The sequence below is a fragment of the Streptomyces sp. NPDC002446 genome (assembly GCF_053595675.1).
Window position 1 is genome coordinate 37,507 of sequence record NZ_JBSFYC010000023.1, and the last position, 14,822, is coordinate 52,328.

Annotated in this window: 20 protein-coding genes and 1 tRNA gene; 4 read left to right on the forward strand and 17 right to left on the reverse strand. The window is 72.6% G+C overall.

Annotated elements, in window-relative coordinates; translation table 11 throughout:
• Positions 1-22: 22 nt before the first annotated feature.
• Positions 23-187 (reverse strand): hypothetical protein, encoded by a 165-nt coding sequence (locus ACWD6P_RS15665; RefSeq protein ID WP_384424520.1) that lies wholly within the window; start codon positions 185-187, stop codon positions 23-25.
• A 463-nt stretch (positions 188-650) separates the two neighbouring features.
• Between ACWD6P_RS15665 and ACWD6P_RS15670 the strand changes: the two genes are divergently transcribed.
• The gene (locus tag ACWD6P_RS15670) at positions 651-1,136 is read left to right on the forward strand and encodes a hypothetical protein (protein ID WP_451444617.1); all 486 of its coding nucleotides are present in this window, start codon (positions 651-653) and stop codon (positions 1,134-1,136) included.
• Positions 1,137-1,218: 82 nt separating this feature from the next.
• Here ACWD6P_RS15670 and ACWD6P_RS15675 read toward each other — a convergent pair.
• The 4 genes from ACWD6P_RS15675 to ACWD6P_RS15690 form a co-directional block, all read right to left on the reverse strand.
• Positions 1,219-1,305 (reverse strand) — tRNA-Ser (locus tag ACWD6P_RS15675).
• Between the two features lie 90 nt (positions 1,306-1,395).
• On the reverse strand, positions 1,396-1,908 hold the full coding sequence (gene tadA / locus ACWD6P_RS15680; protein WP_451444618.1) for a tRNA adenosine(34) deaminase TadA: 513 nt from the start codon (positions 1,906-1,908) through the stop codon (positions 1,396-1,398).
• Positions 1,909-1,931: 23 nt separating this feature from the next.
• On the reverse strand, positions 1,932-2,450 hold the full coding sequence (locus ACWD6P_RS15685) for a tRNA adenosine deaminase-associated protein (protein WP_451444682.1): 519 nt from the start codon (positions 2,448-2,450) through the stop codon (positions 1,932-1,934).
• 211 nt (positions 2,451-2,661) lie between these two features.
• Positions 2,662-2,892 carry a hypothetical protein gene (locus ACWD6P_RS15690; protein ID WP_451444619.1) on the reverse strand — a complete coding sequence of 77 codons (231 nt, stop codon included), beginning with the start codon at positions 2,890-2,892 and terminating at the stop codon, positions 2,662-2,664.
• A gap of 174 nt (positions 2,893-3,066) precedes the next feature.
• On the opposite strand from ACWD6P_RS15690, the gene upp reads away from it, so the two are divergent.
• Complete coding sequence (gene upp, locus ACWD6P_RS15695) at positions 3,067-3,702, forward strand: uracil phosphoribosyltransferase (protein WP_451444620.1); 636 nt, start codon at positions 3,067-3,069, stop codon at positions 3,700-3,702.
• A gap of 75 nt (positions 3,703-3,777) precedes the next feature.
• Here upp and ACWD6P_RS15700 read toward each other — a convergent pair whose 3' ends face one another.
• The 8 genes from ACWD6P_RS15700 to ACWD6P_RS15735 all read right to left on the reverse strand — a co-directional run bounded on the left by ACWD6P_RS15700 (position 3,778) and on the right by ACWD6P_RS15735 (position 8,347).
• Positions 3,778-4,425, reverse strand: a complete 648-nt coding sequence (locus ACWD6P_RS15700) for a LytR C-terminal domain-containing protein (RefSeq protein ID WP_451444621.1) — start codon at positions 4,423-4,425, stop codon at positions 3,778-3,780.
• Positions 4,426-4,523: 98 nt separating this feature from the next.
• Positions 4,524-4,820 carry a type II toxin-antitoxin system VapB family antitoxin gene (locus ACWD6P_RS15705; protein WP_362912149.1) on the reverse strand — a complete coding sequence of 99 codons (297 nt, stop codon included), beginning with the start codon at positions 4,818-4,820 and terminating at the stop codon, positions 4,524-4,526.
• A gap of 183 nt (positions 4,821-5,003) precedes the next feature.
• The gene (locus ACWD6P_RS15710; protein WP_451444622.1) at positions 5,004-5,630 is read right to left on the reverse strand and encodes a DUF4232 domain-containing protein; all 627 of its coding nucleotides are present in this window, start codon (positions 5,628-5,630) and stop codon (positions 5,004-5,006) included.
• Between the two features lie 116 nt (positions 5,631-5,746).
• Positions 5,747-6,304: a hypothetical protein gene (locus tag ACWD6P_RS15715; protein ID WP_451444623.1), complete on the reverse strand. Its 558-nt coding sequence runs from the start codon at positions 6,302-6,304 to the stop codon at positions 5,747-5,749.
• A complete protein-coding gene (locus ACWD6P_RS15720) occupies positions 6,301-7,014 on the reverse strand; it encodes an RNA polymerase sigma factor (protein WP_451444624.1) in 714 nt (237 codons plus the stop codon). The genes ACWD6P_RS15715 and ACWD6P_RS15720 overlap by 4 nt, the downstream gene beginning before the upstream one ends.
• 32 nt (positions 7,015-7,046) lie before the next feature.
• Positions 7,047-7,613 (reverse strand): LAETG motif-containing sortase-dependent surface protein, encoded by a 567-nt coding sequence (locus ACWD6P_RS15725; protein ID WP_451444625.1) that lies wholly within the window; start codon positions 7,611-7,613, stop codon positions 7,047-7,049.
• Between the two features lie 161 nt (positions 7,614-7,774).
• A complete protein-coding gene (locus ACWD6P_RS15730; protein ID WP_451444626.1) occupies positions 7,775-8,011 on the reverse strand; it encodes a hypothetical protein in 237 nt (78 codons plus the stop codon).
• Positions 8,012-8,023: 12 nt separating this feature from the next.
• Entirely contained in the window at positions 8,024-8,347 is a 324-nt protein-coding gene (locus ACWD6P_RS15735; RefSeq protein WP_451444627.1) for an ArsR/SmtB family transcription factor, read from the reverse strand.
• Between the two features lie 304 nt (positions 8,348-8,651).
• On the opposite strand from ACWD6P_RS15735, the gene ACWD6P_RS15740 reads away from it, so the two are divergent.
• On the forward strand, positions 8,652-10,856 hold the full coding sequence (locus tag ACWD6P_RS15740) for an MMPL family transporter (RefSeq protein ID WP_451444628.1): 2,205 nt from the start codon (positions 8,652-8,654) through the stop codon (positions 10,854-10,856).
• Here the strand turns inward: ACWD6P_RS15740 and ACWD6P_RS15745 are convergent.
• Both ACWD6P_RS15745 and ACWD6P_RS15750 read right to left on the reverse strand, forming a co-directional pair.
• A complete protein-coding gene (locus tag ACWD6P_RS15745; protein WP_451444629.1) occupies positions 10,823-11,878 on the reverse strand; it encodes an NAD(P)-dependent alcohol dehydrogenase in 1,056 nt (351 codons plus the stop codon). The two genes, ACWD6P_RS15740 and ACWD6P_RS15745, sit on opposite strands and share 34 nt — an antisense overlap.
• A 65-nt stretch (positions 11,879-11,943) precedes the next feature.
• A complete protein-coding gene (locus ACWD6P_RS15750; protein WP_451444630.1) occupies positions 11,944-12,540 on the reverse strand; it encodes a PadR family transcriptional regulator in 597 nt (198 codons plus the stop codon).
• 127 nt (positions 12,541-12,667) lie between these two features.
• Between ACWD6P_RS15750 and ACWD6P_RS15755 the strand changes: the two genes are divergently transcribed.
• Positions 12,668-13,126, forward strand: a complete 459-nt coding sequence (locus tag ACWD6P_RS15755) for a nuclear transport factor 2 family protein (protein ID WP_451444631.1) — start codon at positions 12,668-12,670, stop codon at positions 13,124-13,126.
• Positions 13,127-13,201: 75 nt separating this feature from the next.
• On the opposite strand, the gene ACWD6P_RS15760 is transcribed toward ACWD6P_RS15755, so the two are convergent.
• Positions 13,202-13,408, reverse strand: coding sequence for a ferredoxin (locus ACWD6P_RS15760; RefSeq protein ID WP_451444632.1), 207 nt, complete (start codon positions 13,406-13,408; stop codon positions 13,202-13,204).
• A gap of 53 nt (positions 13,409-13,461) precedes the next feature.
• The gene (locus ACWD6P_RS15765) at positions 13,462-14,700 is read right to left on the reverse strand and encodes a cytochrome P450 (RefSeq protein WP_451444633.1); all 1,239 of its coding nucleotides are present in this window, start codon (positions 14,698-14,700) and stop codon (positions 13,462-13,464) included.
• Between the last annotated feature and the right edge of the window lie 122 nt (positions 14,701-14,822).

Sequence of the window (14,822 nt, forward strand, 5' to 3'; positions counted from 1 at the left end):
ATCCCCGGTCGTCCGGGGAGCCCTAGTTGATCAGCTGGGTCATGAACTCGCCGACGCCCTGAGCAGCGGACGAGATGCCCTCGAAGCCTATCTGGACCAGGTCGGCGGCCCGCTGCGGGGACGTGATGATCGTGTACAGCACGAAGACGATGATCAAGTACATCGCGATCTTCTTCGCCTGTGCCATCAGTCCCGTCTCCCCTACGGCAGTCCCCTACGGCAGTCTCTGCAGTTCCCGGTTGCAGTCGGGTGAGTGTAACCACACGTGTTCGAGCGCGGGAGTCGCGCCGGGGCGGAGTCGGCGTGGCGCCGGGGTACTGATCAGGACTTTATGGACCAAAGGCCCGCCAAAGAAGGCCCTTTGCCTGGCCGTTGGGGCACACGCGGACGGCACCATGAGTGAACTGGCCCAGTGGATCTGGCAGGAATCCACGGGGCCCGGGACCCGGACCCCACTGCGGGGTCCACGCCGCGCACATCCCCCTGACGCGGCGCGGACTTGGGGGTTCGGTCCACGTCGGGGGAAGCGGTTGTCCCCCGATGCCGCTTCCCCCGGCCTGCGACCGCCGCTTCCCCCGCCCTGTGGATGCCTCTTTCCCCGGCCCATAATTGGCGGGACGCATCACCCGAGGGGGAACCGCAGTATGTCCATGAACTCCGCACGGCCTCAGTCCGATCCGTCGTACCCGTCCGGCCGCCGGCCCGGTCCGGCCCGTCCGGCCGTCGTCCTGGCGCTGCTGATCGGCCTGCTGGCCGCGGCCGTCGCACCGGCAGCGGCGGCGGCCCGCGGTACGGGGGAGGCCACGCGGGCGCTGGCCGCCACGAGCGCCCCGAGCCGCGCCGCCGAGGCCCCCGCCGCCTCGGTACGCGCCGCCGCGCAGCCGGCCTCGCACCGCCACCACACCGCCCAGCACGGCCCGCACCACTCCTCGCACCACAAGACGGCCTTCAAGCCCAAGACGTCCAAGAAGTCCAAGTGGCAGTCGAAGGCCAAGAAGAAGACGCGCGGCTTCTTCAAGAAGCTCGGCATCTTCCTGATCGTGCTGTTCGTGCTCTTCCTGCTCGTCATGATCCTGGTGATCTGGCTGATCGTCCGCTTCGTCCGCCGCGCGGTGGGCAGGCGCCGCGACGCGTAGCGCGCGGCGCGCCGTTCGGCCCCGGCGCACCCGGACATGACGAAGGCCCCGATCCTTGAGGATCGGGGCCTTCGTTCTCGAGCGGTAGCGGTGGGATTTGAACCCACGGAGGAGTTGCCCCCTCACGCGCTTTCGAGGCGCGCTCCTTCGGCCGCTCGGACACGCTACCGAGAGAGAGCTTAGCCCACGGGTGGCCGTGCTCTGAAATCGGATTCCGGGGAGCGGGCGGTGAGCGGTCCGCGCGGGCCCGTGCCGCCGGTCAGCGGTCGCGGAAGAAGGCGGTGAGCTGGGCCGCGCACTCGGCTTCGAGGACGCCGGTGACGACTTCGGGGCGGTGGTTGAGACGTCGGTCACGGATGACGTCCCACAGCGAGCCGGCCGCGCCGGCCTTGGCGTCACGGGCGCCGTAGACGACCCGGTCGACGCGGGAGAGCACGATCGCGCCGGCGCACATCGTGCAGGGTTCGAGGGTGACGACGAGCGTGCACCCCGTCAGCCGCCACTCTCCGACGGCACGCGCGGCCGCTCGCAGCGCGAGGACTTCCGCGTGTGCCGTCGGGTCGCCGGTGGCCTCGCGCTCGTTGTGACCGGTGCCCAGGACCGTGCCGTCCGCGGACAGCACGACGGCGCCCACCGGGACATCACCGGTCCCGGGGGCGCGGGCGGCCTCGCCCAGCGCCTGCCGCATCGGCGCGATCCAGGGATCACGCAGCGGGTCAGGCGCGGGGGAGCGGGTGGAATCGTGCAGCGGATCGGACTGGGGGGCGCTCATGCCACCCAGTGTCGGTGACGGGGCTACCGGACGGCCTCCAGGACGTCCGTGCAGCCGAGGGCGTCGGCGATCTCGGAGAGGGCGTCCTCGTTGAGGGCGAGCAGCTCCTTCTCGCTGACGCCGAGGTCGTCCAGGAGCCCGGCGTCACCGAGCGGGCCGACCGGGACGGGGGTGTCCGTCTCGTCCTCGCCCTGCAGTGTCTCGGGTTCGCCGTCCTCCGTGCCGTCCAGGTTGAGGCTGTCGAGTTCGTCCTCGACGTCCTTGTCGCGGCCGAGCAGCTCGTCGGTCAGCATGGCTCCGTACGAGCTCCGGGCCGCGACGGCGGCGTTCGAGATGAAGATACGGGGGTCGTCGTCGCCGTCCAGCCGGAGGACGCCGAACCACGCGTCCTCCTGCTCGATGAAGGCCACCACCGTGTCGTCGTCGACCGCCGCCTCTCGGGCCAGATCGGCCAGATCGGTGAGCGTCTCCACATTGTCGAGCTCCGTATCGCTCGCTTCCCACCCGTCTTCGGTGCGCGCGAGCAGTGCGGCGAAGTACACCGTGACTCTCCCACTGGTCATAGGCGTGCCGGGCCGGGGCGGGGCGGCGCTGCACGCCGTTGGTCCCGCCCCTTCGGAATCGTGGCAGAAACATGGCGTTCGCGCGGGGTCTTCGGCGCTGCGTCGTGCGGATGATCTGCGAGATGTCGCTCACGTGCCGCAGCGCAGACGGGTGCACGGACGGGTTCCGCTACCGGCGGAACGGCATCCGCTACCAGCGGAATGTGCGCATCCGCATGGCCATGCGCATCCGTTCGGCCCTGACGCGGCGTGGCTGCACGCGATTGCGCAGCTCCTTGGCCTCGTGCAGTTCCCGCAGGAACTGTGCGCGGCGCCGTCGGCGCGCCGCTTCGCTCTCGGGGTCCCGCTCGGCGCCGGGGCCCGGCCCCTGGGCGCCGGAGACGGCGTCGTTCGCGTGATCGGTCCGCTGACGGTCGGGCACGGTGCACCACCTCGGGCGGGTTCTTCGCCCGATGACGGGACGGCCGATCGGGCGTACGTGCCTACTTTCCCTCGTTCCGGTGGTCCGATGCCAGCCAAGTCGCGCAGCCGTGGCCGGTGGCCGGGCGCCGCACGGCGGGCGTCACGGGTCTCCGGCTCGGTTACTGTCGATGTCATGCGGATCCACGTCGTCGACCACCCGCTGGTGGCGCACAAACTCACCACACTGCGCGACAAGCGCACCGATTCCCCCACCTTCCGGCGGCTCGCCGACGAGCTGGTGACCCTGCTCGCCTACGAGGCCACCCGTGATGTGCGCACCGAGCAGGTCGACATCGAGACCCCGGTCACCGCGACCACCGGCGTGCGGCTCTCGCACCCGCGCCCGATGGTCGTACCGATCCTGCGGGCCGGTCTGGGCATGCTGGACGGCATGGTCCGGCTGCTGCCCACCGCCGAGGTCGGCTTCATGGGCATGGTGCGCAACGAGGAGACGTACGAGGCGCACACGTATGCCACGCGGATGCCCGATGACCTCTCGGGGCGGCAGGTCTACGTCGTGGACCCGATGCTGGCCACCGGCGGGACGCTGGTCGCGGCGATCCGCGAGCTGATCAAGCGGGGTGCGGACGACGTCACCGCGATCTGTCTGCTGGCCGCTCCGGAGGGCGTCGCGGTCATGGAGAAGGAGCTGGCCGGCACGCCGGTGACGGTGGTCACCGCGGCCGTCGACGAGCGGCTGAACGCGGACCGCTACATCGTGCCGGGCCTCGGCGACGCGGGCGACCGGATGTACGGCACCGCGGGCTGAGCGAGCGGCTGCGCTCCCCCCTGAACACCGATGGGCCCCGCACCGAGAACCGGTGCGGGGCCCGTCTGCGTGCGATCAGCACGTGTCCCCGGAGGGGGCGGGGGACGGGTGGGTCAGCAGGGCCAGGGACTTGGCGGCGGCCTGCTGGGTGGCCAGGTCCTTGAAGGCGTCACCGAGGATCAGGTCGAGCTCGGTGCCCTTGCGGTCGTCGGTCTTCTGCTGGGCGCCGGCGAGCTGGGTGGCCAGGACCTTCATCGGGCCGTCGGCCGATGCCCGGGGGCCGAGCAGTATCCCGGCGCCCTTGATCTTCTTGTCGTAGGCGGCCGGGGCGTTGCCCACCTTGCCGATCTTGAAGCCGCGCTTCTTGAGTTCGTCGGCGGTGCGCTTGGCGAGCCCGGAGCGCGGGGTGGCGTTGAAGACGTTGACGGTCAGCGTGCCGGGCGCGGGCGGCTTCTGGGCCGCGTTCTGGGCCTGCGCCCCGTCCTTCTTGCCGCCGTCCTGGCAGTGCTTCTTTTCCTGGGCGGCCTGCGCGGTGCTGCCCTTGCCGCCGAAGACGTCGATGAGCTGCAGGGTCCCCCAACCGACCAGGCCGAGGGCGCAGACGGTGGCGATGACGGTGAGGACGATCCGGCGTCGATGTCGGGGGCGGCGCATCCGCGGATACCTGTCGCCCGTGATGCGGTACTTCTTACCGCCCATGCCTGGGGGCGTCAGCATGCTCATGGGCGCAGCGTAGTGCGGGCGGCAGTCCGTGCCTACTAAATGATCAACGCGTGGCGTGAGACCCAACCCAAAAGGGCCAATTCGGGCGGGAGATTGCGTCAGTCGAGCTCAAGTACGCGCGCGTGCAGCACCTGGCGCTGCTGGAGTGCGGCGCGCACCGCGCGGTGCAGTCCGTCCTCCAGATAGAGGTCGCCTCCCCACTTCACGACGTGCGCGAAGAGGTCGCCGTAGAACGTCGAGTCCTCGGCGAGCAGCGTTTCGAGATCGAGCTGCTGCTTGGTCGTCACCAACTGGTCGAGGCGTACCGGGCGCGGGGCGACATCCGCCCACTGGCGGGTGCTCTCCCGGCCGTGGTCGGGGTACGGCCGCCCATTTCCGATGCGCTTGAAGATCACACGGAAAGCCTACCGGGCGAGCGGCACCGGGCGCAGCCATGCCGCAGCGGCGCAAAGGGATCATTGGCGGCAAATTTGGATCATTGGCGGGCGCCGGGCCGGGGGATTTGGCCGGATCCGACCCGAACGGACTACGCGCGTCCCGCCCCGGCGCCCGCCGCCCCGTTGCGCGGCCGGCGCCCGTCACCACTTCCGGGCGGCCGCCAGGCTCGTCTGCCAGTACGTGACCTCGGCGGTGTGCGGATCGACGGGGACCGGGGTGCGGTCGTCCAGACCGACCTGGGCGGGGCGGGCGCGGACGGCCAGCGCGACACCGAACTGCGAGATCTTCTTGCGGTCCCGGCCCCGTCCGTGGTGCGGGCCGCCGCCCGCGGAGGTGGTGATCGTGGCGTACGCGGTCGCGCGCGGTGCGAGGGTGACGGCGGACCGCGGCCGGCTGTCCTCGATCACCGGGATCGCGGGCTGCCGGTCGTCGCCGAAGCGCAGCAGGGGGTAGCCCTGGGCGGCGAAGTCGCACGGCCGGTCGGAGTCGTTGGTGACCGTCAGCAGCATGCGGTGGGCCCGGTGCGGCAGCGCGCCCGCGTGGAACCTGAGCATCTCGGGCGTACAGGCGATGCGCCCGCCGGGGCCGGGCGGCGGGGTGTCGCCGTCCGGCGGGGCGGGTGAGGTGGGGGCCGGCGATACGGCGGTGGCCGGTTCGTCGGCCCTGGTGGCGGTGGCGTGGCAGGCGGCGGTCAGCGCCAGTGCGGTGGTGGCGGTCAGGCCGGCGGCAAGGGCCCGGCGCGCGGTGACGGCGGAGAGGGGCGGCATACGGGACTCCCGGGACGGTGGCGTGTGCACGACCTTCGGCGCGGGCGCTGGTGATCGACTAACGCGCCGCTAACGCCTGCCCTGACGCGCCCCGCCGGGGCCCGTGCGCAGCGCCGTCAGGGGGCCGTCGGTGTGGGTGAGCCGGAGCCGTGAGGGGTGGCCGACGGTGTCGGTGAGGACGGCGGCCGGACGGACTCGGTGGGGCTCTCGCTCCTGGGGGACGTGGGGGTGGCCGTCGGGGTGCGGCGGGGCGGGCCTGCGGGGTCGGCGCCGGGCGTCGCCGAACCGGAGGGGCGCGCGGTGCGGCCGGGGTCCGCCGACGTGCCGCGCGGTGACGGCGCGGGGGGCGGGTCGCTGGGCGTGGGGGACGGCGAGGGGCCGACCGGGCTCGGGGAGCTCGCCGGTGGCGCGGGGCGGCGGACCGGGGGGCCGTCCGGGGTGATCGCCAGATAGCCGAGCGCAGCGGCGGCGGCCGCGGCGGCCGCCGCCAGCGGCAGGCCGAAGCGGCGCAGCCAGGGCCGCGCCGGGAGGGCCGGCCGGCCGCGGCGCCGCGGCGGTCCCGGGGGCGCGGCGGGCCGCAGGTCCCGGATGCCGATGCTCTCGGCGCGGGCCGCGAACGCCCGCCGCAGCCGCTCCTCGACGCGCCGCTCGGGCTGTGTGCCGGGGCCGCTCATGACCGCGCCTCCAAGATCTTCTCCAGTGAGTCCAGGGCGCGGCTGGCGAGGGACTTCACCGAGCCGCGGCTGATGCCCAGCGTCGTGGCGATCTGCTCCTCCGTCAGATCGCACCAGTAGCGCAGCACGAGGACCTCGCGGCGGCGCGCGGTCAGCCCGCTCAGCGCGGCGAACACCTCCCGGTGCTCCTCGTCCAGCACGATCCGCTCCTCCGCGGAGGGCGCGTCGGCTTCGTACGGCGGGGTGTAGTCGCGGGCGGTGCGCCGGCGCCGCAGCACCGAGCGGGCGGCGTTGACGACCGCGGTGCGCAGATAGGCCGGTGCGTTGTCGACCTCGCCGAGCCGGTCGCCGTGCCGCTTGTAGAGCGCGGCGAAGGCGTCCTGGACGACGTCCTCGGCGGTGGCGCGGTCGTCGACGAGCAGGACGGCCAGCCGGACCATGGCGAGCCGGTGTGCGTGGTAGAGCTCGCTGATCGTGGGCCGGGGATCGGGCGGCGGGGCGGCGCTCGCGCCGTCGTCGGGCAGCCGGTGCGGTCCGTGCGGCGGGTGGCCGTAGCCGGGCTGCCGGGCCGGCGGGCCGGTGCGGTGCGGGGTCTCGCGGTGGGCGGCGGCCGGGCGGGCGCTGCGCAGCAGCCACCGCCACAGGGCATGCCGGGGCCCCGGCAGGGCGAACCGTACCGGGGCGCTGTGCGGGCCGGCGGAGTACTCCATCGATTCCTCGGGGCGGGCGGCCGGGTGCAGGCTCAGGCGCGCCGGCGCCGTACGGCGTAGACGGTGCCGCCGCCCGCGGCGAGCAGCGCCGCGGCGCCGCCGCCGAGTGCCGCCGTGGTCGCGGACGAGGCGCCGGTGCGCGCGAGTTCCTTGCCGCCCCCGCCGCCCTTGGTGGGGGCGGTGCTCGGCTCGGCACTGGGGCGGGGCGAGCCGTCGGTCGGCTGCGGTCCCGGGCGGGTGGGGGTGGCGCTGGGCCGGGGGCTGGTGGGCGAGCTGGGCCGGGCGGTCGGGGACGGGGTGACGCTGGTGTCCGGGGTGGGCGTCGGCGTCCCGCCGCCTTCGGTCGGCTGCGGGGCTGGCGAGGGGGTCGCGTGGCCCGGCTGTGTGCTCTGCGGCGTGGGCGTGCGGTCGTCGGCGTGCGCGGTGCCCGCCGCCGACAGCGCGGTCAGCGCCAGCGCCGCGAGCAGCCCGGCGCCGGCCGCGCCGCGCAGACCGGGGCGGGCGGCGGAACGGGCGGCGCGCTGCGGAGTGTCCTCGGCCGCGGACGGCCGGGAGGCTCGGGTGCTGCGGATGGCGCGGTGGGTGCGGATGGGCTTCACGGTCGGCTGCTCCACGTTCTCGGGCGGGTGGCGCCGGAATGGCGCCCTCACCCGTGACGACGTGCGGCGGGCGCGGGGGTTGCCGGTCGGTTCGGAAAACTTCCGGGGGTTGGTGCGGCGCGCCTCCCGCAGACCGGCCGACGCCTGGTGCGCCGCCCGTCTCAGCCCACGCTGTGCAGCAGCTTCTCCACGGCCCTGACCCGTTCGCCCAGCTCCGCCAGCTGCGCGCTCATCGTCTCCTGCTGGACGGTGACCCGCTCCGCGAGCTTGCGGTACTCGGCCAGCGCCGCGGCATCCGCGCGATGCCGCTGGAGCTTGAAGTAGGAGGCCACGATCGTCGTGACCGAGGCGAAGACGATCAAGAGGATGGATATCGGGATGATGGTGCTGCCGCTCATGTAGGCGTCCCCCTAGGGTCGTTCGTCCGGTGTCGTCGCCCCGGCCCGGTCCTCCTGGAGGGCGGCGAGGACGGTGGCCACGTTCAGCTTCAGCTCGAACGGCGTGAGTTCGAAGTACTTCAGGGCCTTGCCGTCCTCGGACAGCTCCAGTCGCCCCACCACCAGACCGGCCTTCTCCAGCCGGTCCAGATGCATGTAGAGCAGCGGCCGGGACATCTCCAGCCGGCGGGCCAGCTCGCTGACGTACAGCCGTCCTTCGGCCAGCTCGGCGATCACCCGCAGTCGCTGCGCATGGCCCACGGCGGACAGCAGGGCCAGCAGCTCCTCGCTGTTCATGGCCCACCTTCTTGCCGTTCCGGACGCCCTGTCAGCGGAGGTTTTCGCATGCCGCGACGGGCTGTCAAACGAGCCCGCCACCCTCCGGCCACCACAATCTTACGGTTGACGCTTCACTAAGACACCTGTAATTCTCGACTTACATGTAAGTCCCGACTTACATATGCACCGGTGGGGGCGTCCAACGGGGGCGCGACATGACGTCGAAGGAGCTGGGCACGTGAACGTAGCTGTGGGCAGGCGGCCGGCAGGGGGCCGGACGAGGGGGGAACGGCCCGCGGGCGGGCGGCCGTTGACCGTACGGATGGCGGTCGCCAGCGCCCGGCACCCCTGGCGGGCGCTGGCCGGATGGCTGGCGTTCGTGGTGCTGTGCCTGGGGGTGGGCAGCGCGCTGGGCACCCACCGCGCCACCGCGGAGGACTACCGCGTCGGCGAGGCGGGCCGCGCCGAGACCATGGCGGCCGAGGGCCACGTGGAGCGGGCGCCGCTCGAACAGGTGCTGATCTCCGCCCGGTCCGGCCCGCTGCCGCGGACCGCGGCCGATGCGGCGGTACGGGACCTCACCGCCCGGATGCACCGGCTCCCGGAGGTGGCCGGGGTCGCCCGCCCGGTCCGCTCGGCCGACGGCCGCGCGCTGCGGGTCGCGGTGACCATGAAGGGCGCGGAGGCCGACGCCAAGGATCATGTCGCGCCGCTCGCCGCGCAGACCGCGGCGGTCCAGCGCAGCCATCCGGAGCTACGGGTGGAGGAGACCGGCAGCCCGTCGGTGTCCGTCGGCGTCGACACCCAGCGCGGCCAGGACCTGGCCCTGTCCGAAGCGCTCACGCTGCCCGTCACGCTGCTGACGCTGCTGGCGGTGTTCGGGTCCGTGCTGATGGCGGCCGTGCCGCTGCTGCTCGCGCTGACCTCGATCGCGGCCGCCATGGGCCTGTCGATGGTGGTCTCCCACGTACTTCCGGACGCCGGGGTCGGCAACAACGTCATCCTGCTCATCGGGATGGCCGTCGGCGTCGACTACACGCTCTTCTACCTCAAGCGGGAGCGCGAGGAGCGGGCCCGCGCGGGCGGCCGCCTCGGCACCGAGGCGCTGGTGGAGCTGGCCGCCGCCACCTCCGGCCGGGCGATCGTCGTCTCCGGCTTCGCGGTCGTGGTCTCCACGGCCACCCTCTACCTGGCCACCGACGTGGTCTTCTCCTCGCTCGCGACCAGCACCGTCATCGTCGTACTGGCCGCCGTGCTCAGCTCGTTGACCGCGCTGCCCGCGCTGCTGGTCAAGACCGCCGAGCGGGCCGAGCGCCGCGCGGCCCGCAGGGCACAGCGGAGCACCCGCCGGCGCCCGGCGTGTGGCCGGTGGCGGGACCGGACGACCGGCGGCGGGCGCCTGTGGAGTGCCCTGCTGCGCCCGGCCGGCCGGCGCCCGGCCGCCACCCTCTGCCTCTCCGTCCTCCTCCTGCTGGGCCTCGCCGCTCCCGCCCTGGGCATGCAGCTGCGCGTCCTCAACAAGGACAGCCACTCGCGCGAGATCCCCGCCATGCAGACCTACGACCGCCTCACCGCGGCCTTTCCCGACCTGCGCGTCCAGCACCAGATCGTGGTCCGCGCCCCCGCCGACCGGGCACCGCAAGTAGCCTCGGCCCTGCGGCAGTTGAGCGCCCGCACCGCGTCCGACCGGCTCTACGCGGAGCGCGCCACCCCGGCCCTGCGCACCTCGCGGGACCACCGCACCACCACCATGGAGCTGTCCACGCCGCACAAGGTCAGCTCACCCGAGGCACGCGCCTCCCTCGACCGGCTCCGTACGGCCTATCTGCCGGCCACCGTCGGCACGGTGCCCGGTGCGCACTTCGCGGTCAGCGGGGATGTCGCGCACGACACCGACTACCTGGCCCACCAGGACGAGAAGCTGCCCCTGGTGGTCGGTGCGCTCCTGCTGCTGACCTTCCTCATGACGGCCCTGGTCTTCCGCTCCGTCGTCATCGGCCTGCTCGGCGCCGCCCTCAACCTGCTCTCCGCGGCCGCCGCCTTCGGCCTGGTGGTGATCTTCTTCCAGCACGGCTGGGCCAGCGCGCTGTTCGGCTTCGACACGTCCGCGACCAGCGCGATCGGCTCGCGGGTACCGCTGTTCCTCTTCGTGATCCTCTTCGGCCTGTCGATGGACTACCAGGTCTTCGTCGTCAGCCGGATACGCGAGACGGCACTGGGCGGCGTGCCGACCCGGGAGGCGGTGCTGCAGGGCATCGGCGCCTCCGCCAAGGTCGTCACCAGTGCGGCGGTGGTGATGGTGACGGTCTTCGCGAGCTTCCTGTTCCTGCACCTCGCCGAGATGAAGCAGATCGGCTTCAGTCTCGCGGCGGCCGTCCTGCTGGACGCCTTCGTCATCCGCGTCATGGTCCTGCCGTCGGCGCTGATCCTGCTGGGCCGGCGCAGCTGGTGGCCGTCCCGGCTCGGGCGCGGCGCGGAGCACGGCCGTTCCGCTCAGATCGTCGCGGCGTCGATCACGAAGCGGTAGCGCACATCGCTCGCCAGCACCCGCTCGTACGCCTCGTTGATCCGGTCGGCGCTGATCACCTCGATGTCGGCGGTCAGCCCGTGCGCACCGCAGAAGTCGAGCATCTCCTGCGTCTCGGGGATGCCGCCGATCATCGAGCCGGCCAGCGACTTGCGCCCCGGGATCAGCGCGAACGCGGCGACCGGCAGCGGCCGTTCGGGAGCGCCGACCTGCACCAGCGTGCCGTCGGTGCGCAGCAGACCGAGGTAGGCGTTGAGGTCCAGGTTGGCGGAGACGGTGTTGACGATCAGGTCGAAGGTGCCCGCCAGCGCCTCGAACGTGGCCGGGTCGGAGGTCGCGTAGTAGTGGTCCGCGCCCAGCCGCAGGCCGTCGTCCTTCTTGCGCAGCGACTGGCTCAGCACCGTGACCTCCGCGCCCATCGCATGCGCGATCTTCACGCCCATGTGGCCGAGGCCGCCGAGGCCGACGATGGCGACCTTCTTGCCGGGGCCCGCCTTCCAGTGCGCGAGCGGGGAGTACAGGGTGATCCCGGCGCACAGCAGCGGGGCCGCGGCGTCCAGCGGAATGCTGTCGGGGATGCGCAGGGCGTAGTTCTCGTCGACGACGATATGCGTGGAGTAGCCGCCGTAGGTGGGCTCGCCGTCCCGGCCGGTCGCGTTGTACGTGCCGACGTTGCCGAGCTCGCCGGTGCAGTACTGCTCCCGTCCGGCGCGGCAGTTCTCGCACTCCCGGCAGGAGTCGACGAAGCAGCCGACGCCGACGCGGTCGCCCGCCCGGTAGCGGGTGACCTCCGCGCCGACCTCGGCGACCACGCCCGCGATCTCATGGCCGGGGACGATCGGGAAGTTCCCGCCGTCGCCCCACTCGGCACGCACGGTGTGGATGTCGGAGTGGCAGATTCCGGCGTACTTGATGTCGATCAGGATGTCGTGGGCACCCAGCTCGCGGCGCGGAATCGTGATCCGCTCCAGTGGGGCCTTGGGGGCGGGTGCGGCGTACGCGGAGACAGAGGTGTGGGTCATGCCATCGAGAATCCGACGTTCCGCTTCCCGTAACCAGTGCACCCTTCAACCCAGGCACGGCATGCCTAGCACTGGCGGGACCCCCCTGCGCTGCGGTGCCGTGCGCCGCCTGCGGTGCGGGACCTCAGGACGCCGGCGATCCGTTCGCACCAGTCGCGGGTCTCCCGTTCGAACCCGAGCCCGCGCAGACATGTCAGATACGGGCCGATCCGCGCGCCACTGGCCAGGAACTCCGCCTCGTCCCGCTCGCCGCGCAGCCGTACCAGCAGCTTCTCGAAGATCTCGACCTTCGCGGCGGCGGTCCGGGCCCGCTCGTCGAGCTGCTCGATCACCGGCGCGGCGTCGATCAGGTCCACGGCCTGCACCTTCACCAGCAGATCGTCGCGGATGAAGGACGGCTTGGCGGTGGCCGCCGCGAACCGCTCCAGCTCGGCCAGGCCGTCCTCGGTGACCCGGAACAGCCGCTTGTTGGGCCGGGTTTCCTGCACCACCTGCCGCCCGGCGACCAGCCCCGCCGCCTCCAGCCTGGTCAGCTCGGCGTAGAGCTGCTGCGGCAGCGCATGCCAGAAGTTGGCGACACCGACGTCGAACGCCTTGGCCAGCTGATATCCGCTGTACTCACCGTCCAGCAGCGCCGCCAGCACCGCGTGCCTGAGAGCCATCGCCCGGCTCGCCCCTTCCCCGCTCTTTCTGTACCGCTCTTCCCATACTCAAGAATGTGACTAATCATAGTCGCGACTATGCCGTGCCGGAACAGGGGCAGGGACGGGAAGAGGCGAGAGGGGAAGCATGGCTACTGCAGAGGTGACCGCGGCGGCGAAGGCGACCGCGGAGCGGTTCAGGGCGGCGGTGGAGGCGCGCGAACTCGCCGCGGTGGAAGGGCTGCTCACCGAGGACATCCGCTTCTACAGCCCGGTGAAGTTCACGCCCTTCGAGGGGCGGCCGATGGTCCTGGGGCTGTTCGGGGTGCTGCTGCGCACCTTCGAGGACTTCCGTTACGTGGGCGAGCTGGCCGGCGGCGCGGAGACGGCGGCCGGGGCGGCGGGCGGCTCCGCCGACTCGGCGGTCCTGATCTTCCGGGCCACCGTGCACGGCAAGCAGATCCACGGGATCGATCTGCTGCAGTTCGACGAGGCGGGCCTGATCAAGGAGTTCACGGTGATGGTGCGACCGCAGTCCGCGGTGCACGCGCTGGGGGAGGCCGTGCTGTCCGGGCTGGTCGCGGACGGGCTGGTGCCGCAGCCGTAGGACGCGCGGGAACGTGACGCGAAGGGCCTCGGCGCGGCGGCCGCGGGCGTCGGCCGAGGCCCTGTCCGCGTACGGCTACACGCGCTCGGTCTGCTCCACCGAGATCGCGGCGGCCGGGCAGATGGCCGCCGCCTCGTGTACCGCGTCGTGCAGTTCGGCCGGCGGCTGGGCGTCGAGGAGGACGACGATGCCGTCCTCGTCGCGCTGGTCGAACACCTCGGGCGCCGACAGCACACAGCTTCCGGCGCCGCAGCACTTGTCCTGGTCGATGTGGATGCGCATGGTTCTCTCCGTGGTCGGTCGTCGGGCGTGTGGTCGTGGGCGTACCGGTCCGGTCACCACGCGACCGGGAGCGAGTGCACCCCGTAGATCCCCATGTCGTGCCGGAACGGGACGTCCTCGAAGGGGACGGCGAGCCGCAGGCCCGGCAGCCGGCGCAGCAGCGTCTCGACGGCGACCTGCAGCTCCACCCGGGCCAGCGGCTGACCCAGGCACTGGTGGACGCCGAAGCCGAACGCGACATGCCGGCGGGCGTCGCGGCCGACGTCGAGCCCGGCGCCGCCGGGGAAGACCTCCTCGTCGCGGTTGGCGGTGTTGAGCGTGCACAGCACGCCCTCGCCGGCGCGGATGGTGACGCCGCCGACGGCGACGTCCTCGGTCGCCACCCGCGGCAAGCCGTTGTGGACGATCGTCAGATAGCGCAGCAGCTCCTCGACCGCACCCTTGATCAGCGAAGGGTCCGTGCGCAGCCGCGCCAGCTGGTCGGGGTTGCGCAGCAGGGCGAGGGTGGACAGCGCGGTCATGTTCGCGGTGGTCTCATGGCCTGCGACCAGCAACAGCCGCCCCATGGCGGCGATTTCGTCGGCGTCGGTCTCGCCGCGGGCGATCAGCCGGCTGACGATTCCGTCGTCCGGCGCATGCCGCTTGGACTCGGCGAGTTCGCACAGATAGCGGTGCAGCTCCGCCTGCGCGGTGCGGACCTCCCCCGCCGCCGAACGGAGACTGAGCAGGATCCGGCTGCGCTCCTGGAAGAACTCGTGGTCCTCGTACGGGACACCGAGCAGCAGGCAGATGACCAGGGACGGCAGCGGCAGCGCGAACTCGGGCACGAGGTCGGCGCGGTCGCGCCCGTCGGTCATCCGGTCGAGCAGCCCATCGGCGATGCGCTGCACCTCGGGGCGCATCGCCTCCACCTTCTTGACCATGAAGTCGGAGGTGAGCATGCGGCGCGCCCGCGCGTGCTCGGGGTCGTCCTGGCGGAGGAAGGTGGGGGTGCTGGTGACCAGCTCCCGCCCGCCGGCAGTGAGGAAGGGGAACCCGGGGCGGGTGGCGTCGGCGCTGAACCGCGGATCGCCGAGGACCGCCCGTACGTCCTGATGCCGGGTCACCAGCCAACAGGAGGAGCCGTCCCACAGCGTCGCCCGGGTGACCGGCTCCTCCCGGAGGGCGCGTTCGACACCGGGCGCCGGATCGAAGGGGCAGCCGCCGGCCCGCGCGGCGGGGACGGCGAGGGCGGCGGGGCCCTCGCCCGGGCCGGCCTCGCGCTCCGCCTCGATACGTTCTGCAGTCGTCATGCCGCTGGTCCTTCCACGATCGGGATCCGGCAGGTACGACCTGCCGTGGCGAAACGGTGCGGGTGGCGCCACTCCTCGACGGGCTGTGCACGGAACGTTTGGGCCCCAACTAGTTACCTAAG